The following is a 20,379-nucleotide window of genomic DNA, read 5'->3' on the forward strand; positions in this document are numbered from 1 at the left end:
CCCGCCAACGCTACACTAACCTTTTAGACCCCACCTCTCCTTGCCCATGCCCCCGGCTCCCGACTCTGACCCCAAACCTGGCCATCTCTACGTGGTGGGCACGCCTTTGGGCAACCTCGAAGATATGACTTTCCGAGCGGTGCGAATGTTGCAGTCGGTTGATTTAATTGCCGCCGAAGACACTCGCCACACAGGCAAGCTGCTCCAGCATTTTCAAATCACTACGCCGCAGATTAGCTACCACGAGCACAACCGCCACAGCCGCATCAATGAGGTGCTGCACCACCTGCAAGCCCGGCAGCACGCTGTCGCCCTAGTGTCAGATGCAGGAATGCCAGGCATTTCTGACCCTGGTTATGAACTGATCGCGGCCTGCGTGGAGGCCAACATTCCCGTGGTGCCAATTCCGGGTCCGACGGCGGCGATTACGGCGCTCTGTGTGGCGGGGTTGCCCAGCGATCGCTTCGTCTTCGAGGGCTTTTTGCCCCTCAAGGGTAAGGAGAGAACCGCGCGGTTAGATGCCATTGGCCAAGAAGATCGCACCATCGTGCTCTATGAAGCGCCCCACAAGCTGCTCAAAACCCTGGAGGATTTGGTGGCGACCTTAGGGGGCGATCGCTCCGTCACCCTAGGCCGCGAGCTGACCAAACGCTTTGAAGAATTTTGGCGCGGCACCCTAGGCAGCGCCCTAGCCCACTATCAGAGCGAAGCCCCCAAGGGCGAATTTACCGTTGTTATCCAGGGGGCGACCCGTGCAGTTCCGGTGCTGTCTGAGCAAGCCATCAAAGCCGAGCTAGAACGTCTGCTAAATACAGGCATGTCTCGCGCCGATGCCAGCCGTCAATTGGCTAAAGCGACAGGGCAATCGAAGAAAAACATCTATCAACTTTCCCTTGGTATTGATACCGGAAATCTCGCCAACTAGCGGTCTAGCCTCATTGCCCTCTGCCGATAGCATCAGTCCAGATAGGTCTGCAACAGGCGAATTACCGCTGCTACTGAGGCCAGCGATGCCGTTTCCGTGGCGGTATGGTACTCAGTGGTGGGAATTTGCAGCGTGGTACCGGTCACCGATCCTTCTGTAGCGGCGGTGAGGCGACCCATCTCGGTGCGGCCCAGGGAGTAAGGCTTGGAGCGGCTCAGGTTTTGGGCGGCAATGTAGTCGTCTTTATAGCTGTAGGGAATGTCAAGCTGGGTGCAGCGATCGGCTAGCTCTTGGGTGATGTCGGCGGCAAAATCGGCGCTGGCGTCTTTACGGCGCAGGGTAACGAGCTGCTGGTCAGCGGCCTCGCGGCTGTGGTAGGGACTGGTATCGAGGGCCACCAACCGCTGGGTCGCAATGCGCTGCCGCTGAAACCACGATAGGGCATAGCGCCAGCTGCGGCCCGACTCTTCCTGGGCGGTGAATAGGGCGGTGCCCTCAAACCCGCAGCGAAACAAAAAGATAATGATGGCGGCGCTGATGACATTGTCGAGCTGAGCCGAAATGTAGCCATCCTTGAATTGCAGACGATCTAAGAATGAAATTGGGGTACCGGGCTGAAGGTAGTCGAGCCCATCGACCTCAAAGATTAGGTTCTTGCGCTCGGGGCAAATGTAGGAGTTGGTAATGATCCCCTGGCCGATGTAGGTGCCGGTGTAGGGTAGGTGAGCCTGCACCCGCTGCCCCTGAAAGCGATTCTCAATGGTGTGCAGCATTTGTTCAGACACCGAGTCGCCGGTCAACTCGCTCTGGTTGCCCGCAATAAAGGCGGCGTACTGAAACTCGTTGGGGCCGGTGCAGAGCAGGCCATGGCGATCGATGTGGGCTGACAGCATCAGGTCGTGGGGGCGGTGGCCCTGGGCCACCAGCACGCCGTGATAGTAGCTGACCTCAGCCCCGACCTCGTCTAGCTCGCGCCGCAGCACTCGAAAGAACGAGTCTTCGCTGCCGACCACCGAGGGTTCGCGAATTAGAAATTGCAGAATTTCAAGAAAATCGGCTAGGCCTTCTAAGGGCGCTGGGGCAGAGGCTAACGAAGCCTGGGCAGAAGCCGCGGGGCCAACGAGTTGATCCACAACCAGGTTCAGTGGGCTCATGGGAAAGGGCCTGCCAGAGGTTTGCCTGCGGTGCTGAAAACGTGACTGGGAGGATGAATTTGAAGCGATCGCGTTGGCGATCGCCGCTATATCTATGTATCCCAGAACACCTTCCGCCTCCCAGAACAGTACCCCGAAGCCCTGTGACGTTTAGTGAAGCCCAATACAAATTCCGCAGTTTTTTCGCGATCGCATAATCCTGCAAACCCCAGTGGAGAACCGGAGTATAATGGAACCTATCGCTCTTTACCCCGCTTCCCTGTGGATTTGTCTTCTAAAAGTGAATACGCTCTGCTAGCGCTGCTAGAGCTGAGCCCCCACTATGCCAGCGGCGAGCCGCTGCAAATTCGGCAGATTGCTAGCCAGCAGAATATTCCCGATCGCTATCTAGAGCAACTGCTGGCCACCCTCCGCCGGGCAGGGCTAGTCAAGAGCCAGCGTGGGGCGCGCGGGGGCTACCTGCTGGCCCGTGATCCGTGGAAGATTACCCTCTATGATGTGGTGAGCTGCATAGAAGGGTTTGAGCCCCAGGCCGACCCCACCCAGGTGTCTAACACGCCAGAAGCGCAGGTTATTCAAGGCGTGTGGGGAGAGGTGCGCCAAGCCGCCGAGGGAGTGCTGCAAAAGTACACCTTGCAAGACATGGTCGAAAAGCGCAACGCCCAACAGCAAGTCGACATTATGTATTACATCTAGGCCAGGCCCATGCGAATTGCCGAAAACGTGACTCAACTCATTGGCCGCACCCCGTTGGTGCAGCTCAACCGCATTCCTCAAGAGGAAGGCTGTTTGGCCCGGCTCGTGATCAAGCTGGAGGGCATGAACCCCTCCGCCTCGGTCAAAGACCGCATTGGCATCAACATGATTGAAGCCGCTGAAGCCGAAGGGCTGATTACCCCCGGCAAAACCACCCTGGTCGAGCCCACTTCGGGCAACACCGGCATTGCCTTAGCTATGGCGGCGGCGGCCAAGGGCTACCGCCTGATTCTCACCATGCCTGAAACCATGAGTTCCGAGCGGCGGGCCATGCTGCGGGCCTACGGGGCCGAACTAGAGCTCACCCCCGGCGTAGCCGGAATGTCGGGCTGCATTCAGCGGGCGCAGGATATTCTCGACAGCCTGCCTGATGCCTACATGCTGCAACAGTTTCGCAACCCGGCTAACCCCGACATTCACCGCCGCACCACCGCAGAAGAAATCTGGGCTGACACCGATGGCCAGGTCGACATCCTAGTGGCTGGGGTGGGTACGGGCGGCACGATTACCGGCGTGGCCGATGTGCTGAAGCAGCGCAAGCCGGGATTCAAGGCGATCGCCGTCGAACCCATCAACAGCCCAGTACTCTCAGGCGGGCGACCCGGCTCCCACAAAATCCAGGGCATTGGGGCGGGTTTCGTCCCTGAAGTACTGAACGTCAGCCTGATTGACGAAGTGGTGCAGGTGGCCGATGAGGATGCGATCGCCTACGGTCGCCGCCTCGCCCGTGAAGAGGGCCTGCTCTCGGGCATTTCCACTGGAGCCGCCGTCAAGGCCGCCGTGGAGGTAGGCATGCGCCCCGAAAACGACGGCAAGCTGATTGTGATCATCCAACCCAGCTTTGGCGAGCGCTACCTGAGCACGCCGCTGTTTCAAGACCCCGAGCTGATGGCCCCTCTGGTGATGAGCTAGTAGTCTGCCAAGCCAAAGGTGATGGGTTAGCGAGGTACAGGGTTCAAGGTTCACGACTAGACTTGAACCATACACCATAGACCCTGAACCCTAGCTATTTGAGCCTGTCACAGTTAGCTTACTTAAGTACAGTTTCTCTAAGATTCTGTCAATTAGTCCTGCAACCTGTAGCCTAGTGACTGCCAAGGAATTTGACATCGACCAGGCGATCCCGCTGCTGCGTGAGGCCGTGGCCCCGTTTCCCAAAGCCGCCATGTTTCAACTGGCGGAAGAGGGGTTCAACACGCTCTACGAGCAGCTCGTCGCCTGCATCATCTCCATTCGCACCTACGACGAGATGAGCGTGCCGGTGGCGCAGCGGTTGTTTGCTCGGGCGCGATCGCCGGAGCAAATGGTAGGGCTAGAGGTAGAAGAGATTCTGACCCTCATTGACGGGTCTACCTTTGCCGAGAACAAGGCCCCACAAATCCACCAAATTTCTCAGCAAATTTTGGATGAATTCGGCGGCGATCTACCTGCTGACCCGGAAGTGCTGATGCAGTTTAACGGGGTGGGGCCGAAGTGTGCCCACTTAGCGCTGGGGGTGGCGCTGGGTCACCCCTGCATCAGCGTCGATGTGCATGTGCATCGGGTTACTAACCGCTGGGGCTACGTGCAAACCAAATCGCCCGAAAAGACAATGACGGCTCTGGAAGCCAAACTGCCACAACCCTACTGGGTTGAAATCAATCGGCTGCTGGTGCCCTTTGGCAAACATATCTGCACGGGCAACCGACCTAAGTGCGGGCGTTGCCCCCTAGCCGATATGTGTGCTCAAGTGGGAGTCGCAGCGGCGACTCCCTAGTACTCCCTTAGGAATTCAGGCCTAAAGCGCCTTCACAGCCTCTGGCTGCGTCGCTAAGTATTGCTGAATTGAGGCAGCATCGTCCTGACCCAAGGTGATCTGGTTGTAGGCTGCTTCCAGATTGCCGGAAAATAGCGCCTGGAACCGGAAGCTGCTGTACTGGGTGGGTAAGGGGGTGGCTAATGCGTCTTCCTTACTGATGCCTACGGCTTTCCAGCCCTCGGCCAGAGTAACTAGATTGTCCAGGTAGCTCTTGAAGGCAACTAAACCCTCGATATCTGTGACGGCACCATGCCCTGGCAGCAGCGTAGCTGTGGGGTAGTCAATCGTGAGCTGCTCTAGAGTAGCCTGCCAGGCGCGAATATTACCGTCGGACACGTAGGGAACGCTCTCGTTGAACAGCAAATCGCCCGCGATTAGCACGTCGGCATCGGGCACGTAGACGACAACATCGGTGCCGCCAGAGTGGCCTTCAAACTCGCGAATTTGGACACTGCGCTGGTTTTCTGCTGGTTCTTGCTCATCGCTCAACCACAGATCCCAGGTGCCGCTGATGCTCACGTCGGGCGGTGTGGGGTTGGGGTCATTCTCGCCGTTGCGAGTAAGCATGAACTCGCGAATCGGACCACGCCCAAGAATCGGCAGCTGACGGCTAGCAGCAGCTGGATTGCCCCCTGTGTGGTCGAAGTGGTAGTGGGTGTTGACCACGTACCTTACCGGCCGATCGGTGAGGGTGGCCACGGTTTCAAACAGCAGGTCGCCTAAAGCTTCAGTTTGAAACGGATCGACCACCAGCACCCCGTCGCTGCCGATGACGATGCCGCCATTGCAGATTGCCATGCCCGGGTCGGCGGGCGGAAAGTCTACGCTAGCGATCAGCCCATAAACGCCATCGCTCAGTTCCTCTAGGGTGAGCCCGGCTGACTCTAAGGTGGCGGGGGTAGGGGTATCTTGGGCCGTAGCACGAGGTTGCAAAGTAATCAGACCCACTGCCGTCAGCGTCACCAGTAGCAGCCCTAATACCCATTGCTGTAGCTGTTTCATTGCTTAAAGTCCTGGAAAAATACGATTTGCGGTTTGTCACCCTAAAGTGAACACGTTTCAAACTACAGTTGTTCCACAATATCGAACTTTAGAAATTCTGGCTAGGTGGTCAAGCAATGCCATAGGCTAGAGTCACCTTCATCTAGCAGTATCGAATCCTTTCTGAACCCTCTTTTATGGAATCAGCGCAACCGCACCTCAGCCTGGATGGGCAGATGGTCCGATGCCTGAGCCGCCTCGGCAACGACTTCGGCAGACACCATCTCTAGGGTTTCTGGGGTGTAGAAGATGTAGTCGAGGACGTACTGGGGCTGGTCAGACGGAAAGGTGAACGACGACGGAGCCGTGGGCAGTGCCGATGCCAGCACCGGGGAGTCGAGCAGTATGCCAATCGATCGCGGATCGTCGCTCTCATTGCGGTTGAGGCTGCTATTGAAGTCGCCCAACAGTAGAACGGGGTAGTCCTTGGCGTAGCCCTCAGCTAAATCCCGCACCACCTGGGTTTGGCGGATTCGGGTAGGCGCGTCAAACGCTTCAAGGTGAACGTTGATCACGATTAGGGTTTGGCCGGACACGTCGATTTCGGTGACTTGGGCAACGCGATCGAGGTAAAGCGCATTGTAGTAGAACGGATTCGTCGGCACCTTTTCTAGCACTAGGCGCTCGTTGCGGCGAACAGGATAACGGCTGAGCACGGCCTGCCCGGAGATTACCTGTTTGTAGTGGGCCTGGGGTGGCCAGTAGGGGAAGGGCACGTAGCGTTTGTCCCAGTTGACGGCGATCGCCCCAAAGGCCATCTCCAGCGCCGCCGAAACCGCATACTGCTGGTTGAGGTTGAACGATCGGTAGGCGTCAAAGTCAATTTCTTGCAGCGCCAGAATGTCGGGCTGGAGAGTTTCTAGGGCAGCGATCGCTGTGGCCTGGTTGTCATCAAAGAGCGCTTTGTCGCGCTCGACCGCCTGCTGATTAGTCAACCCCGACAGGTAGCCAATGTTGTAGCTGACTACGCTAAGCTGCTCAGGGTTGGCAGTGCCGGGAGGGTCGGCCTCGTAGGTGACCAGGTCGTCGTAGTCTGCCTCATTCCAGTTGGGCGAGCTGATGTAGGCGAAGGTGCCCGCCAGGGCCACTACCGGCAGCCCCAAGGCGATCGCCACCCCCAAAATAATGTTTTTCATGGACTAATTTTATGGCCTCAGCTGACCCCTCGCGCCTGCCGCTGCGGTTTTGGATTGCCGCGTTGGTGGCGTTTATTAACGCAGTGGGGTTCACGCTAATTATTCCGCTCATCTACCCCTATGCGGTGGAGTTTGGCCTCAGCGATTTTCAAGCCAGTTTACTGACTACGGCTTATGCGGCAGCCCAGTTTATTGCCACCCCTATTTTGGGGCGGCTCTCCGATCGCATGGGCCGCAAGCCCCTGCTGATTGTCAGCTTGCTGGGCACGGTGGCGGCGAATTTAATGGCGGGGCTGGCCTCAGTGGCCTGGGTGCTGTTTGCGGCGCGACTGCTCGACGGCATCACGGGCGGCAATACCTCCATCGCCCAAGCGATTGTCAGCGATATCACCACGCCAGAGCAGCGGGCGCGGGCCTACGGCATTTTTGGGGCGGTGTTTCGGCTGGGGTTTGTAGTGGGGCCACCGCTGAGCTACGTGGCACAGCTGGTGCCGCCGCCGCCGGGGTTTACCAGCCTAGGCACGGGATTTTTGTTTTCGGCGGCGATCGCCCTATTCGCCACCGCGCTCTGCCTGGTGCTGCTGCCAGAAACACTGGCAACCGGCTCCAGCAAGTTTCAGTTTTCTTGGCAGGACTTCGGCTTTGGTCGACTGGTCAGATCGGCCACCGATAAACGCTTTGGCCGCATCTTTTGGCTGACCTTCTTTAGCGGCTTTACCTTTACGATTTTTACCTTTGCGTTTCAGCCCTTCTTTCTTAAGGTGCTGGGGCAAGACGCCCGCAACCTGGCGATCATGTTTGCGGCGGTGGGGATGATTGGCTTTGTGACTCAGGTATTTGCCCTAGAGCCGCTGCGGCGACGGTTTCGTCTGGTGCAGATTTTGGCGGGGGCATTGGCTGCGCGGGGAATTTTGTTTTTGCTGATGCCCGCGTTTCCCAACATCGTGGCGTTTGTGGCGATCGCGGTCGTCTTTAGCGCTGTCAACTCGTTCCCCATGCCGCTGATCGATGCGCTGCTGTCGCTCAACAGCGGCCCGCGCGAACAGGGAGAAGTGATGGGGCTGAACGCCTCGTACCTGAGCATTTCCAACGCGATCGGCCCGGCGACAGCGGGGCTGCTGGTCAGCGTTAGCTACAGCTTCCCGTTTTGGATTGCCGGAGCGCTAACGCTGCTGACCGCCTGGTTTGCCATGACGCTATCGGGGCGCGGTACGGCGAAGGTATAGAGAGGTTTTCGCCTAAGTCGATCCACTATCCTTAGATCTATTGTCCCTGGAGGAAAACTCGGTGACTGCCCGCGAACAACTCCTGCTTGAGATCGACAGTGCCCCAGACTTTTTGCTAGAAGAAGTGCTGGATTTTTTACTGTTTGCTAAGACACGGCGGCAACGATCGCCCAATTCAGACAAATCTGACGGAGCTGCTGACGAACCCCCCAAGCCTATCTGGGCTGCTTTTGAAGAATTTGCCGATTCACTGCCTGAGGCTATGGCTACTACTCTACCTGCCGATGGCGCAGCCCAACTAGATCACTATCTCTACGGCTCCCCCAAGAGCGACTAACCCGAGCTTTAGATGAGAACCTTATTCGCCGATACATTTTATTGGGCTGCAATGCTCAACCCCAGGGATCATTGGCATCAAGTGGTCAGGCAATTCAATCAAACGCTAGGGGCAGTAGAGTTAGTCACTACAGATGAAGTGTTGGCTGAATTCTTGAATTTCTTTTCGAGCTTCGAACCGTTTGTTAAGAAAGGTGCAGTTCAGCGAGCCAGCCTGTTACTGCAAAGTCCCATGGTTCAAGTCGTTCCCCAAAGCCGGGATACCCTCTTGAGGGGGCTAGATCTCTATGGACAGCGCTTGGATAAAGGCTACAGCTTGACCGACTGCATCTCAATGCAAACTATGCAAACCTTAGGCATTAAGGAAGTGCTCAGCCATGATCGGCACTTCGTTCAAGAAGGCTTTACGATTCTCTTTCCCTAACCGCCTAAAGGTTCTGTTTTGAGGGAGAGAAACCACCAGAGTTCTATGGTCATCTCTGGTGGTTTCTAGGTTTAGTGCCTGAACCCTGCGGGATAGGGCAGGCAGTAACTTTAGGCGACTTCTTCCAGCACTTCAACCCCCGACTCAGCTTCGCCCAGCACGGTGAGGAACTGTAGCGCCATGGCGATGTAGGTGGCGCACTGGGTTGGTGGTAGCTGGTAGAAGGCCTGCCAGGCAGCGGCTTTGTCAGACTCGTAGGCGGCGATGCGATCGGGCTGGTGGTCGAGCCAGCCGAGGCGTACGGCGTGGCCGATCAGCACATCGAGATAGATGTGGTCTTCAAAGTAGAGGTCGGGGTTGACCTTGAAGATTTCGCCCATTTCGCGCAGGGCTTCAAGGTTGACATGGCGGTATTCGGGAGCCTGGATTTTGTTTAGCAAGTGGGTGATGCGGCGCTCAAAGTTTTGCTCGCCAGGGGTCATTTCGGAGAGAATGCGATCGCTATCCAACCTGTTCTTGCGGTCAAACTTATTGCCGATCACAATGCCCTTGGAGTGCTTCAGCACCTCCCAGACCTGGGTGTAAAACTCCTCCGAGATGCGGGCGATTTCGCCGTCAATCACCCGCTTGCGCCACCAGTCGTGGGAAGTGGGCGCTTCGGCTTCTTCGGCGGCTGGTTCAATGTCGTCGGGCACCACCTGCCAGTTGATGGGGTTGTGGGGCTTAACGTGCAGCGACTCCCGCCGAAAGATCGCCTGGTTGAGCCCGTCGAACCCGGCCAATACCTGGCGCAGGCGAGTCTTCAGCTCAAAGGGACTGAGGTCGATGAGTTGACCGTAGGCCTCATCTTGGGTAATGCCGCGCTCGCGGGCTAGCTCGCTGGTAATGAGCAGCAGTAGGTAGCCTACCCGCAGGGTCATCAGCCCTTTGAAGAGGGAAGGCTCGGCTTTGATCAGAATGCTGAGGTCGATCAGCACCTCCTGGGTGAGCACGTGGTCGCGCACGTCGTCGCCACAAAAGGTGCGGATCTTATCGACGATCTCGCTGTGCCCCATGGGCTCACTAATCAGCGATTCTTCGCTGTAGGATTTGCCCACGGAGATTTGCTTTTGGCGCACCAGCAGCTCGGTCACCGCATCGGATAGGGTGATGTCGGCTTTCTCTAGCAGACCGGCGGCGCGGCGCAAGATGCCCCACTGCTCTAGCTGGCTGGCCTTGGCGTAGACTTCATCTAGCAGGTCTGCGACAGTGATCGCGTGGTTGGGGCCGCCAAAGCCCGTGTTAAAGCCGCTGCCGTGCAAATGCTTGAGGGTGCTGAGCAGCTCAATTTGCTCATAGATGTTGTTTGACTGGCGCAGCTGGGTGAGCAGACTGTCGAGGTCGGTTTCGTTCTCTAGGGTGTATTCTTCGAGCAGTGATAGGGGGCCGTCGCGATCGGGCTCAAAGCCCAAGTAGGCCGTCCACAGAGGTGTGTAGCCCACGGAGGTGCTGCCCAGCTGGTAGCCGTTGACGTTTTCAACCCGCTCTAGGCTGGTGGTCATCATCAGCTGATGCAGGGGGCCAAGTTTGACGGGGACATGATCGCAGCGATCGTCCTGCAGCTCCTGCATCAGCGCCATCAGCGGCGACTCATAGATCGGTTTGTGACCCAGCTCAAACATGGCGTGGGTCAGCAGCAGTGTCACCGTGGGCCGGCCTGGCTCGCGCCAGTGGTCGTAGATGTAGGCTAGCTCACTGCGAATTTGGGCTACCAGAAAGTGGTAGTCGAGGGTGAGATAAAACCGCTGCTGATCTAAGAACGACGGCAAAAACACCACCGACTTGCCCTTGATGCGAAAAATTCGCGAGGTGGTCAGGCTGCGCAGCCGCCGCACTGGGCGACCGCTAAGGTCGAGCTTGTCGTTTTTGCCAATTTCGGCGTAGGTCGACGACAGCTCGGTGGCTGGAAACACCTGCACCGGGTCAATCTCTTCTAGGGTTTGGGTAGGCAGGCCGTAGGTGGCTAGCTCCGTTTGCAGCGCCTTGTCTTCGGCTAGCAGCGCCACCTGCACCACGGGATAGCGGTGATCGCCCAAGGCGCGGTGCCGCCCGAGGGGGTCAATATCGCTGGGTTTGAGCAGCCCGTCTTGAAGCAGCTGCCCCAGTAGGTAGAGGCTCTGGGCCCAAACCAGAGGCAGGTTGTCGTTGGGGAGACGGAGCTGGCTGCCGGGCTTCTGGCGCTCTGCTGCCAGGCTAGCTTCGGGCACATAATATAGCTCAGGCAGTAGGCCATGGCCGTCGCGATCGACGGTGAGAGCCGCCAAGCGCTCTTGGTAGAAGAGGATTTGGTCGCGATCGCCCTCAAACAGACTGTCTAGCCACAGGTAGGTAAAAAACAGCGGCCACTCGCACTCAATGTGCTCAAACTGCCGCAGTTCCTCGGGTTCGTAGTGCAGTCGGTTGGTGTCTTCAATCACGGTCTGGTGACCGTCGCGCAGAAACCGCTTGCAGCCGTAGGGGCCTTGAAGTTTGTCAATAATTTTTTGCCGAGTTTTTTGGGCCAGCTGCTCATCGTCGATGGCAAAGGCTGGGTAGCCCACTACGCTCAGCAGCGCCGCATCAATTTCCTTAGACCCCGACTCACGGGGCAGCAGCGACTCTAGGGTAATGCGGGCGCGGGCAATCTCGTCGGTGAGCACGTGAATAGTTGAGGACTGCCCCCCACGCATGCCAAACAGGTTAAATCCCCGCAGCGCTTCCAAAGCCGCCTTGGCCATGCCCACAGAGCTGGCGTTGAGCTCAGGCTTGCCGTGGTTCATTTTGTTGCCCCGTTCCCAGATGCCGTAGTCGGGGGTACGGTAGGCGCGGCCGATGTAGTAGACCAGGTTCTGCACAAAGTTGACTTCATCCTGGGTGTAGATAATTTGCAGCCCCGAGGCCGTCATCTGAGCCAGCATGAGCAAAAACACCGAGGTGGCGTCGATTTGCAGATGACCCCACTCGTCGTCTCCCACTACTGGGAGCCCAGTGCCCGTGTCGTACTTGGCGTGCAGCGCCTGAAGCGGATCCTGTCGTTCTTTAAAGTGCTCAACTTTTCTAGCCTGGCGCAGCATGGCCGTGAGTAGGCCGCGCATGAGCTTGACGACGCTCTGCTCTAGCTCCACCGTGCGGCCCCGGTCGTCGTCGAGGTGGCGGTAGGCTAGGCCTACCCCCCACACCGCCAAAATGCTGTAGACGTTGTCGCGCACCCAGGCATCGGTGTAGTTGCCGTGGACGTTCACTGCCGTGCTGGCAGGCAAGAGGCCGCTAACCGGGTGCTGCCGCGACAAAATCACGGTTTTGACCTGCTGGTAGTAGCGATCGAGCCGCTCCTGAAGGGAAGCTGAGGACATAGACAGTGACGATAAGGAAACGACGGCGGACAGTGAGAGTTAATCGAGTTTTAACCCACTGTAGGGGCGATCGGTCAAGTAATAGTCATGGAGATTACAGAATTCTGATGATTGAGCATGGTGCATTGCAAGGCAGGTGTGGGTTAGATGGCGCACTAGCAGAACCCAACAAACCCTAGTCCGTTGTTGGATTTCATTTCGTTTTACCCAACCTTAGTGGCTCGGAAACAATCCTTCCTGACAAGCTCTAGCCCGCACCCCAAATACTTCTCCCAATCTGGGATAGGGACTTTGAAAGGTTTCCGGCTCCCCTCTCCTCCCTGGGAGAGGTGCTGGGGAATGTAGCTTGCTCCCCATAGGGTGGGCTAGCCGGGACCTTACGATCTACTGAACCTACGATTTGCTTTGCAGCTAACCTTTGGGCAGTGTATTTAGCCAGTTTAGCAGCAGCGGATTGACCACCTCGGGGCGCTCGTCGTGCGGGCAGTGACCAGTGTCGGCAATGCCGTGGAAAGTAACTAGGCTGGGGCGAGCTATATCTTCGGCCAGCTTACGGTAGACCTCAGCGCCTTTGATCGGCGTCCAGGGATCGTTTTCGCCCCAGAGCACCAGGAGCGGTTGGGCAATCTTGGGCAGCAGTTCCTCGGGTTTTGGCCCCGGCGGTGCGGTGACAATGGCGGCGAACACCTTCTGCGCTGTGGGCTTGCAGGCGGGGGTGTAGATCATCTCGATCAGTTCGTCGGTGATGGCGGCGGAGTTGCGGTACACCTGCTTGAGCGAGTTGCGAATGCGACCCTTGCGGCGCACCTGGTTAAACACCAGTGGCCCAACTCGGGGCGAACTCACCAGCCAGGTAAAGGCTCCCATCACCCAGTTCAGCGGCGGGTAGAGTTCTTCAGGGCGGTGGTTGAGGCCGCCGGCACAGTTGAGCACAGCCCCGGCCCTGGCTTTGTCGGGGTGGTTGGCCAGCATCATCAGGGTCAGCAGCCCGCCGATGGAGTTGCCGACGTAAACAGCGGGAGTTTGGATGAATTCAGCCCAGAAGTCGGCCAGCAGGTCTTGCCAGAGGTCGAGGGTGTAGGGTATTTCGGGTTGATCTGAATCGCCAAACCCCAGCAGATCGATCGCATAAACCCGATGCCCTGCTGTTGCCAGAGCGGGAATGTTTTTGCGCCAGTGACCAAGGGAGGCCCCAAACCCGTGGATGAGAACAATGGGTGTTCCTTCGCCTGCGACGGTGTAGGCGATCGCATAGCCCCGCCAGGTCCAGGTGTGCTTTTCGATTGACGCCAACGAGAGGGAAACCAGTTCGGCAACCATAGTCAGAGATGTAACGAAGTGTGACTGTACTCATAATACAGCCGTCCTAGGTTTACTGGTTTTCATTCAAGTCCCAAAACGTTTTCCTCGTAGCATTTTCTCGATAGCAGCACTTGAATTTGCTTTTTCTGACAAATGCTAGACAGTACTTGAGTTAGGGCAATTCTCCTGCGTTGTTCTGCTGAGGAGTTGGGGCTCTGCTCTGTCAAATCACTCAAAGTTTGGGCGTAAAGAGTGGTCAGATGTGGATCTTGCTGGACGGCGGTCTGCTCACCCAGTTCATCTAAAAGCTTCTCAAACCCTACGCAGGCCAATCCATAGATAACGAACTTAGAGGAGATCGCCTCAGGTTTGTAGGGACGCTGTTGATCAAGGTTATTGAAGTATCCACCGTGGGTATCGATGCGTCCGCCAAAGTAGTCTTTGGTCAACGAAAAATAATCTCCGATACTCAAAGATTTTTTCCGTTTTGCGTGGCTGAGTACGCCTACGAGTTTTCTATCTGCGTTGGGCTCGATGTAGTCTGTGCAATCAAAGAAGCTAAACAGCTCACCGATGGGGGTCTCTCCAGGCGCTAAAGCAACACTTCTTTGCCGCTCAGATAGCGGGGTTTTGTCACGGATGTAGAGGTAGTCGAGGGGAAAACGCCAGGTGATAGAGACCCTGCCCCCAATAGCTAAGGGTTCTCCAGCAGGCTCCTCTTGGTGTTGGTATTTGACAAATTTCCCGCCTTTAAATATGGCAAGCTGATCACCGCTGACCTTGAGGGGTTCTCCATAGGCTGAGGCCCAGGATTGATCCTCGGCTTTGTCAAGAATTTCTAGTTTTTCGCCTTTGATTCTGGCGATATGCCCACGCTCAAATATGACGAACTGATCGTCGTCAAAGTCAAATAGTTTGTCACCCTGAACTCGGCAAAGATGATTTTCTTGAACTGCTTCAAAATACCAGTAGCTATTGGCTTTGTTCTGAAGCGAAACAACTTCTCCACTGGGGAGCTTAACAATCTGCCCCTGCTGCAAACAGTCGATCTTGCTAGCCTGAAGATTGTAAGGCTCAAGAAAATCGTGCAGCACCTCGTAGAGAGGGGCCGTTTCCCCCTGCTCAGAGTAAGTGAGCATCTCACCTTGCAGGTTGGCGATCGCACTGCCCTCAACTTTTGCTAGCTGTCCGCCACAGATAGCGCTTTTTACGTGCCCTTGGCTGGTCAGCGTATCCTGTAGTTTAACTAATAGCCCATTGGGAAGTCTCGCCAGAATGCCGTAGTCTTCAGACTGTTCTTTTCCCTCTTCTTTTGTCTCTATTCCAGAGCTTCTAACGGTAACATTGCCGAGGCGATAGCCGCCGTCTTGAGTTCTCGAAGGATAGCTGAAATAGTTGGCTGCTGTAGAGGCCAAACGCAGTGCCATATCGCCTTCATTACTAAACAGATAGGCCTCTTCAAACCGGCGTAGGGAGGACTGAAGAAAGTTAGCCCTTCCAGAGATAATGGTTTCGGCAGGGATATCCGGTGAAACCAGCACCAAACGGCTGAGGCAAAACACATTGCCAACAGCGGGCGAGGGTTTTTTCTGAGGGTCGGCTGTGCTCATAGTGCCGACAGATCTTGAGTCGAACACATCCGAAAGGATTCGCACGGTATTGGTGACCACAAAGCCCCCCATGCTGTGGCCGATAAATGATAGCTTGATGCGGCTTTTGCCCCAGTCTTTTTCTGGCTCGGGGACATCTTTGGTTAGGGTATTGTCAATCTGGCGCATCAGCTCCACAAGATCTGGAGTGCCAAAGTTGTTAGCCCGATAGTTGTCTCGAAAGTAAACAACGAACCGCAGTAGGATAATGGTAAATATAGGAGCAAAGAATAAGAGTGCAACAGCCGTTGCTAAGCCAGCAATAATCAAAGATAGGACTGTACCCGGAATCTGAGCAGCAGTTGAAAAAAGACCAAAAAACCAGGATACTAAGCTAATTAGCAACCCTACAAAGCCCACTAAAAGCAGCAACCCAGGCAAAAAAGGTAACGCGTTTCTATAGTTTTTTAGCTGTCTGCTTAAAACCTTTAACTTATTCTGCCCTGATTTTGTTAACTCGCTGGGGACAATCTGCTCAGAAGGCCAGCGATAGCCAATTAACACGAAGCCTTTAGATCGGCGTGGGTGGTGGAGGGCAATGTGTTCTTGAATGCTGTCAAACCATTCTTTGACAGAGTCTTTGTTGGTGTTGTAGCCGTGGATCACAACCAGAATTTCTGCATTGCCCCTGTGTTCTTTGAGATATCTGGCCATCTCTTCAACGTAGGATTCGGGGGTTGCAGAGATAGGGGCATTGGATGAGGTGCTGTAATCGAGGGGGTCGTCTTCGACGTTGTGGGGGGCGGTGCTGGCTACAAAATAACCTGGAAATTTCTCTGAATGCTTAAGTTTTTGAATGAAAAGTAACGATGCACTCATGGTTAGTTTCTGGCGGCGTTTAGGAGATTTAACGGGGGCAGAGGTAGGTTAGGTGAAATGAAGTAAACCCCAACAGTCACAGAATTTTGTTGGGGTTCTGTTGGCACTTCACTCAACCTACGTTGAGAGCAGGGTAAGCAGATTGCTCAAGGTTAGCCCCATTTTAGAGTCAGCCGTCACATAGCCCCATTTATTTCAACGAACTGAGGATTACTGTTGGTAACCGCTGTTGGCCTGCTGGAGAGGGGCGAGCCATAGATACTAGTCTTCAAACCTAGCCCTACTTGGAGTTAGAGGATATCTATACGACCTTGTCCTGTGCGGCTTGGCGAGATCGAAGTGCCTCTCGCCTCTGCATGAAGATTGTTGATGAGGCTCGAAGCCGTACTTGGGGTCTACCAATTCGTTAGCAGGCTTGCACTGTCTCTTCAAGTAGGCCAAATAGTGGACCGAATGCAAAACCCCTCGGTAGGTTAGGCCTGCCGAGGGGATGCTGGAAGTTTAATAGGCAATCGGGTCAGGCTACGCTGTCTACCCTGCGGGTGGGGCGCTTGCGATCGCTCTTGCGAGTGCCGCCCGCCATTTCATACTCATAGCTGTCTTTGCCATACTTAGCCGCCACAGCAATCAGCATGCGTTCTGAAAGCACTCTAATGTCTTTTTCGGTGTCGCGCACGACGCTAAGGGCGCGGTCTACAAACGATAGCGATTCGTTATAGGTAGCTAGCTGCGATTGCAGCTTATCTAGCTCTAGCTGATAGTTGTCTAGGGTCAGCCCGTCGCCCAAGTTTAGGCTGGCGCTGATTGATTTGAGCGCAGCGGCGCGGCGAACGCCCTTTTCGAGCACGGGTGAGCTTCTTTTCTGTCGAGGCATGAGATGCACCTCCATAGGGTTGGCCCTTTCAAAATGGCACAGTAGCTAATGTCCTGAAACTGATGGTTCTGCGGGAGTTGACATGTGCTTGCTAGGCCAAAAGGCTCAGTAATTTTGCCGTCATTTTTGAAGAAGAGGGCCAGCATTTCAGCTAATGAGGACGGTGTTTTCTGATAAAAAGAGGACGTTCGTTGAAAATAGGCAAATGAATTTCATAAATAAGAACCCATTCATAATAAACACTTTCATTTTTGTTTGGGTCATGAAAGTGATCCTTATGAATGAGATGATGAATTCCATAGTCATCCCCATGAATTCAATCAACAAGAACCTATTCACAATAAACACCGGCATCTTCCTTTAGATCATGCCGATGAACTCTATGAGCGGGGCGATGAATGCGATCGACGCCACTGACTAGAGCGAAGCCAAGCTGCTGCGCTAGGGTGATGGTCTTCTATTTTGCAAAAGAAACCCGGTTGTGGGTGACAACTTTCATTGATGTTGGGCTGATTATTCCAGAGCATCAACGGTGGCTTCGATCTCAGGTCGCGTCGGTAGCGGGCTGCTAAAGCCGTTGATCAGCGGGCTTTCCTCCAAGCGCTCCTGCGCTGCGGCCCGATCGAGCGGCTGCACTTGCTGACTTAGCGCTTCGATGTCTCGCTCGCCTGGGTATATAAACAGCTGTTCGCCACTGGTTAAAACTACCTCGTTCTCGCCGTCAGCGAGCCGAAAGGCTACCTCTCCTTCCCAGGAAAAGATTTCGACCGGGGCATTGGGATCGTCTTCGATGTTGACAAACACTGTGGTGCCCCGAATGCCGGCAATGCCTGCCGGGGTAACGATCTCTATGGGCTCTGCCAATGCGCCTTCAACCCAGGTAATCATTTGTCCGGCGTCGAGCCGGAGCTGGCTGGGTTGCAGCGTAAGGGCCGCATTGCCGCCGATGCGAAACATCGCTCCATTGACTAAACCCACCTCTGCTAGAGCCTGATCGGCGGTGCGAATTTGGTCGCCGTAGGCCATGGTCTGGTTGATTTGGGCTGACTCAGGCTCTCCCTGGCCAAGGGTGACCGAGACGGGGTTGGCGACAATGGCTTGAATGGTAGCGATTGCCTCAGTCTGCTCCTCCGAGCCGGTTGCCGGTTGTGATTCTTGGGCTGACTCAACCGGTGTCTCAGGGGTGGAGGCGCGATTCCGGAACGGATCGCTCTGCGAATCGCATCCCGCTAGGGCCATGCCCCCGGCAATTACAAGGGCAATGGTTAAAGATTGCCCCTTGAGGGCGACGGTTAAAGAGCGGCCCCGCAGGGCCAACGCGATTCCTCTTAAAACATGTTGCATAGTTAGGGTGGGGCTAAGTGTGAGAGGGCTAAGTCGTACCTTTAGGTTATTCAGTTTGAGACGCTGATTTTCCGGCAGGGTGAGGCAGCGAGTCGGTGATATTGTTGGTGCGACCTCGGCCTTTGGCAAAGGCGTCAAAACGGTTGTTGGTCTACTTATTGGAGGTTGAACCCCGTGGAACTGGTGATTTGGCTATCGGTGGTGCTGGCTGTGCTGGGCTTTGGCATGGGGGTGATGGTGCGGGCTTATCGCCGCCCTCTAGGCAACAGCGCCCTCTTTCCGGCCCCGGTGATGGAACTATCTATTCCCATTGGTGACGATGCTAGAACTCAATTTGAGGCGGCCTGTGCGGCCTTTGCTAAGGGCCGTTACCCGGCTGCTATCGACCAGTTCACCGCCGTGATGGTGGCCGAGCCCAACTGTGCCGAAGCCTTCCACAACGGTGGACTGGCCTACGCCAACATGGGTACCGATGGGCAGGCTGTGCAGGCGTTACTCAAAGCCAGCGAGCTATACGATCGCCAAAGCACCAAGCCCCGACTCGATCTGGTCAAGCAGCAGCTCGAACAAATCGCCAGCCGCCGGGGCCTCAAACCCAGCACCGCTGCTTAGGGGATTTACCGATGGCTAAACAGCGTCTAGATGCCCTGCTGGTAGATCGGGGCTTGTGCGAATCGCGGCAGCAGGCCCAGCGGTTAATTAGAGCTGGGGAGGTGCAGGTGAACCACGCCGTTGTGGATAAGCCGGGCACGGCCTTTGCCGAGGATGTGGAATTGCTGGTGAAGGCGCGATCGCCCTTTGTCTCGCGCGGTGGCGAGAAGCTGGCCAAAGCCCTAAGTGAGTTCCCAATTGAGCCTAAGGGAAGGATTGCGCTGGATGGGGGGATTTCGACCGGCGGTTTTACCGACTGTCTGCTGCAAGCCGGGGCCGAGCAGGTCTACGGCATTGATGTGGGCTACGGCCAGGTGGCCTGGGCGCTGCGCCAGGATCCGCGTGTAGTGCTGCGCGAGCGCACCAACCTGCGCCACCTTACCCCCGAGCAGCTCTATGGCGAGAATGATCCTCGGCCTGACCTGGGGGTGATGGATGTGTCGTTTATTTCGCTGACCAAGGTGCTGCCCGCTTTTTGGGCGCTGCTAGTGCCGCCACGCGAGGTGGTGCTGCTGGTGAAGCCGCAGTTTGAGGTGGGGCGCGATCGCGTCGGCAAAAAGGGCGTCGTGCGCGACGCTGGGGATCAGGCCGATGCGATCGCCAGCGTGCTGGCTTCTGCCCAATCCTTGGGCTGGCTATACCAGGGTCTCACTTGGTCGCCCCTGCTCGGCCCCGCTGGCAACATCGAATACCTGCTGTGGCTGAGCCAGCCACAGACGGAAGAGAGCCGCCCGGTACCTAGCCTCGATGACCTGAAGACCCTGGCGATCAACGCCCGCCTCAGCCTGGAAAATTAGCCTTGGGCTGCGGCCTTAATGAGAGTGGTCGCAGCGGCTTTGGCCTGGCTAGCAGCATTGGGGCAGCCGTGCATCATGGCAACGATGGTGGTTCCCTGGATCAAAATCAGCAGCTGCTGGGCCAGAGCTTCGGGGTTGGGCAGGTTAGCTTCTTTGACCAGGTTGAGAATGTAGTCGGCGACGGCCTGCTCGTGGGCGAGGGTAATCTGGTAGCCAGGATGCTCGGCATCGACCAGTTCTACCGCTGAGTTGATGAAGGCGCAGCCGCGAAAGTTGGGTTTCTCAATCCCCTCCCGCAAGACGTCAAAAATAGCCAGCAGCGGTGATTCGCCAGAGGCAGCAGCGTGGCGAGCGATCGCGTTTTGGAAGCACTCACGCCAGCTGTGGTGCTGCTCATCGAGCCAAGCGGCGATCAGAGCGTCTTTTGATTTGAAGTGGTTGTAGAGCGACATTTTAGCCACCCCCGACTCGGCAATGATGCGATCGATGCCGACGCTGTGGACGCCCTCTTTGTAGAACAGCTCAGAGGCCGCCGCCATGATGCGATCGCGGGCGCAGGGGCGCGAAGCAGATGAGCGAGCCATGAAGTGCACAATATACAGGTCTGTCTGTATAATAACCTGGGTGACAGCTTTTTGCCTAAACGCCGTTACCGGGCCAAGCCTTGTTTGTCTGCCTACAGAATTTCTCCAGCTAGTGCAGCAAGACGGATGGGCTGCTTTTGCCCCAAGGCTTTTGGCTACTCTTCTAACAATGTTTAGCCAGGCTCTTAAACA

General features: G+C 56.1%; 18 protein-coding genes. 9 read left to right on the plus strand and 9 right to left on the minus strand.

Annotated elements, in window-relative coordinates; all coding sequences use genetic code 11:
- The first annotated feature begins 46 nt into the window (after window positions 1-46).
- Window positions 47-925, plus strand: a complete 879-nt coding sequence (gene rsmI, locus NC979_RS13380; RefSeq protein WP_190522095.1) for a 16S rRNA (cytidine(1402)-2'-O)-methyltransferase — start codon at window positions 47-49, stop codon at window positions 923-925.
- A gap of 32 nt (window positions 926-957) precedes the next feature.
- On the opposite strand, the gene NC979_RS13385 is transcribed toward rsmI, so the two are convergent.
- Window positions 958-2,079: a peptidase M42 gene (locus tag NC979_RS13385; RefSeq protein ID WP_190522097.1), complete on the minus strand. Its 1,122-nt coding sequence runs from the start codon at window positions 2,077-2,079 to the stop codon at window positions 958-960.
- Between the two features lie 261 nt (window positions 2,080-2,340).
- On the opposite strand from NC979_RS13385, the gene NC979_RS13390 reads away from it, so the two are divergent.
- From NC979_RS13390 to NC979_RS13400, 3 genes are all read left to right on the plus strand, one after another.
- Window positions 2,341-2,775, plus strand: coding sequence for an RrF2 family transcriptional regulator (locus tag NC979_RS13390; protein ID WP_190522099.1), 435 nt, complete (start codon window positions 2,341-2,343; stop codon window positions 2,773-2,775).
- Window positions 2,776-2,784: 9 nt separating this feature from the next.
- Complete coding sequence (gene cysK / locus NC979_RS13395; protein ID WP_190522101.1) at window positions 2,785-3,747, plus strand: cysteine synthase A; 963 nt, start codon at window positions 2,785-2,787, stop codon at window positions 3,745-3,747.
- A gap of 175 nt (window positions 3,748-3,922) precedes the next feature.
- Window positions 3,923-4,591 carry an endonuclease III gene (locus NC979_RS13400; protein WP_190522103.1) on the plus strand — a complete coding sequence of 223 codons (669 nt, stop codon included), beginning with the start codon at window positions 3,923-3,925 and terminating at the stop codon, window positions 4,589-4,591.
- A gap of 21 nt (window positions 4,592-4,612) precedes the next feature.
- Here NC979_RS13400 and NC979_RS13405 read toward each other — a convergent pair whose 3' ends face one another.
- Window positions 4,613-5,635 carry an MBL fold metallo-hydrolase gene (locus NC979_RS13405; protein WP_190522105.1) on the minus strand — a complete coding sequence of 341 codons (1,023 nt, stop codon included), beginning with the start codon at window positions 5,633-5,635 and terminating at the stop codon, window positions 4,613-4,615.
- Window positions 5,636-5,817: 182 nt separating this feature from the next.
- Window positions 5,818-6,810 carry an endonuclease/exonuclease/phosphatase family protein gene (locus tag NC979_RS13410; RefSeq protein WP_190522107.1) on the minus strand — a complete coding sequence of 331 codons (993 nt, stop codon included), beginning with the start codon at window positions 6,808-6,810 and terminating at the stop codon, window positions 5,818-5,820.
- 11 nt (window positions 6,811-6,821) lie between these two features.
- Between NC979_RS13410 and NC979_RS13415 the strand changes: the two genes are divergently transcribed.
- The 3 genes from NC979_RS13415 (at window position 6,822) to NC979_RS13425 (ending at window position 8,796) form a co-directional block, all read left to right on the plus strand.
- Entirely contained in the window at window positions 6,822-8,036 is a 1,215-nt protein-coding gene (locus NC979_RS13415; protein WP_190522109.1) for an MFS transporter, read from the plus strand.
- A 61-nt stretch (window positions 8,037-8,097) separates the two neighbouring features.
- A complete protein-coding gene (locus NC979_RS13420; RefSeq protein WP_190522111.1) occupies window positions 8,098-8,373 on the plus strand; it encodes a hypothetical protein in 276 nt (91 codons plus the stop codon).
- A 12-nt stretch (window positions 8,374-8,385) separates the two neighbouring features.
- Window positions 8,386-8,796 (plus strand): type II toxin-antitoxin system VapC family toxin, encoded by a 411-nt coding sequence (locus NC979_RS13425; protein ID WP_190522114.1) that lies wholly within the window; start codon window positions 8,386-8,388, stop codon window positions 8,794-8,796.
- Between the two features lie 110 nt (window positions 8,797-8,906).
- On the opposite strand, the gene NC979_RS13430 is transcribed toward NC979_RS13425, so the two are convergent.
- The 5 genes from NC979_RS13430 to NC979_RS13450 all read right to left on the minus strand — a co-directional run bounded on the left by NC979_RS13430 (window position 8,907) and on the right by NC979_RS13450 (window position 18,155).
- Window positions 8,907-12,167, minus strand: coding sequence for a glycoside hydrolase family 15 protein (locus NC979_RS13430; protein WP_190522116.1), 3,261 nt, complete (start codon window positions 12,165-12,167; stop codon window positions 8,907-8,909).
- 411 nt (window positions 12,168-12,578) lie between these two features.
- The gene (locus tag NC979_RS13435) at window positions 12,579-13,487 is read right to left on the minus strand and encodes an alpha/beta fold hydrolase (RefSeq protein ID WP_190522118.1); all 909 of its coding nucleotides are present in this window, start codon (window positions 13,485-13,487) and stop codon (window positions 12,579-12,581) included.
- A 62-nt stretch (window positions 13,488-13,549) separates the two neighbouring features.
- A complete protein-coding gene (locus NC979_RS13440) occupies window positions 13,550-15,937 on the minus strand; it encodes an alpha/beta hydrolase family protein (protein WP_190522120.1) in 2,388 nt (795 codons plus the stop codon).
- Window positions 15,938-16,454: 517 nt separating this feature from the next.
- Window positions 16,455-16,811, minus strand: coding sequence for a hypothetical protein (locus tag NC979_RS13445; protein WP_190522122.1), 357 nt, complete (start codon window positions 16,809-16,811; stop codon window positions 16,455-16,457).
- A gap of 513 nt (window positions 16,812-17,324) precedes the next feature.
- Complete coding sequence (locus NC979_RS13450; protein ID WP_190522124.1) at window positions 17,325-18,155, minus strand: FecR domain-containing protein; 831 nt, start codon at window positions 18,153-18,155, stop codon at window positions 17,325-17,327.
- 174 nt (window positions 18,156-18,329) lie between these two features.
- Here NC979_RS13450 and NC979_RS13455 point away from each other — a divergent pair, with 174 nt between their 5' ends.
- Both NC979_RS13455 and NC979_RS13460 read left to right on the plus strand, forming a co-directional pair.
- A complete protein-coding gene (locus NC979_RS13455) occupies window positions 18,330-18,767 on the plus strand; it encodes a hypothetical protein (RefSeq protein WP_190522126.1) in 438 nt (145 codons plus the stop codon).
- An 11-nt stretch (window positions 18,768-18,778) separates the two neighbouring features.
- Window positions 18,779-19,603: a TlyA family RNA methyltransferase gene (locus NC979_RS13460; RefSeq protein WP_190522128.1), complete on the plus strand. Its 825-nt coding sequence runs from the start codon at window positions 18,779-18,781 to the stop codon at window positions 19,601-19,603.
- On the opposite strand, the gene NC979_RS13465 is transcribed toward NC979_RS13460, so the two are convergent.
- A complete protein-coding gene (locus NC979_RS13465) occupies window positions 19,600-20,187 on the minus strand; it encodes a TetR/AcrR family transcriptional regulator (RefSeq protein WP_190522130.1) in 588 nt (195 codons plus the stop codon). The genes NC979_RS13460 and NC979_RS13465 overlap by 4 nt on opposite strands.
- Window positions 20,188-20,379: the final 192 nt, after the last annotated feature.

The sequence above is a fragment of the Leptolyngbya subtilissima AS-A7 genome, assembly GCF_039962255.1.
In the GTDB taxonomy this organism is placed as follows: Bacteria; Cyanobacteriota; Cyanobacteriia; order Phormidesmidales; family Phormidesmidaceae; genus Nodosilinea.

What these genes read in the sequence shown, in the direction of transcription:
- rsmI (WP_190522095.1), top strand. Translation starts at nt 47, where the DNA reads ATGCCCCCGGCTCCCGACTCTGACCCCAAACCTGGCCATCTCTACGTG.
- NC979_RS13385 (WP_190522097.1), bottom strand. Translation starts at nt 2,079, where the DNA reads ATGAGCCCACTGAACCTGGTTGTGGATCAACTCGTTGGCCCCGCGGCT.
- cysK (WP_190522101.1), top strand. Translation starts at nt 2,785, where the DNA reads ATGCGAATTGCCGAAAACGTGACTCAACTCATTGGCCGCACCCCGTTG.
- NC979_RS13405 (WP_190522105.1), bottom strand. Translation starts at nt 5,635, where the DNA reads ATGAAACAGCTACAGCAATGGGTATTAGGGCTGCTACTGGTGACGCTG.
- NC979_RS13410 (WP_190522107.1), bottom strand. Translation starts at nt 6,810, where the DNA reads ATGAAAAACATTATTTTGGGGGTGGCGATCGCCTTGGGGCTGCCGGTA.
- NC979_RS13415 (WP_190522109.1), top strand. Translation starts at nt 6,822, where the DNA reads ATGGCCTCAGCTGACCCCTCGCGCCTGCCGCTGCGGTTTTGGATTGCC.
- NC979_RS13425 (WP_190522114.1), top strand. Translation starts at nt 8,386, where the DNA reads ATGAGAACCTTATTCGCCGATACATTTTATTGGGCTGCAATGCTCAAC.
- NC979_RS13430 (WP_190522116.1), bottom strand. Translation starts at nt 12,167, where the DNA reads ATGTCCTCAGCTTCCCTTCAGGAGCGGCTCGATCGCTACTACCAGCAG.
- NC979_RS13435 (WP_190522118.1), bottom strand. Translation starts at nt 13,487, where the DNA reads ATGGTTGCCGAACTGGTTTCCCTCTCGTTGGCGTCAATCGAAAAGCAC.
- NC979_RS13440 (WP_190522120.1), bottom strand. Translation starts at nt 15,937, where the DNA reads ATGAGTGCATCGTTACTTTTCATTCAAAAACTTAAGCATTCAGAGAAA.
- NC979_RS13445 (WP_190522122.1), bottom strand. Translation starts at nt 16,811, where the DNA reads ATGCCTCGACAGAAAAGAAGCTCACCCGTGCTCGAAAAGGGCGTTCGC.
- NC979_RS13450 (WP_190522124.1), bottom strand. Translation starts at nt 18,155, where the DNA reads ATGCAACATGTTTTAAGAGGAATCGCGTTGGCCCTGCGGGGCCGCTCT.
- NC979_RS13460 (WP_190522128.1), top strand. Translation starts at nt 18,779, where the DNA reads ATGGCTAAACAGCGTCTAGATGCCCTGCTGGTAGATCGGGGCTTGTGC.
- NC979_RS13465 (WP_190522130.1), bottom strand. Translation starts at nt 20,187, where the DNA reads ATGGCTCGCTCATCTGCTTCGCGCCCCTGCGCCCGCGATCGCATCATG.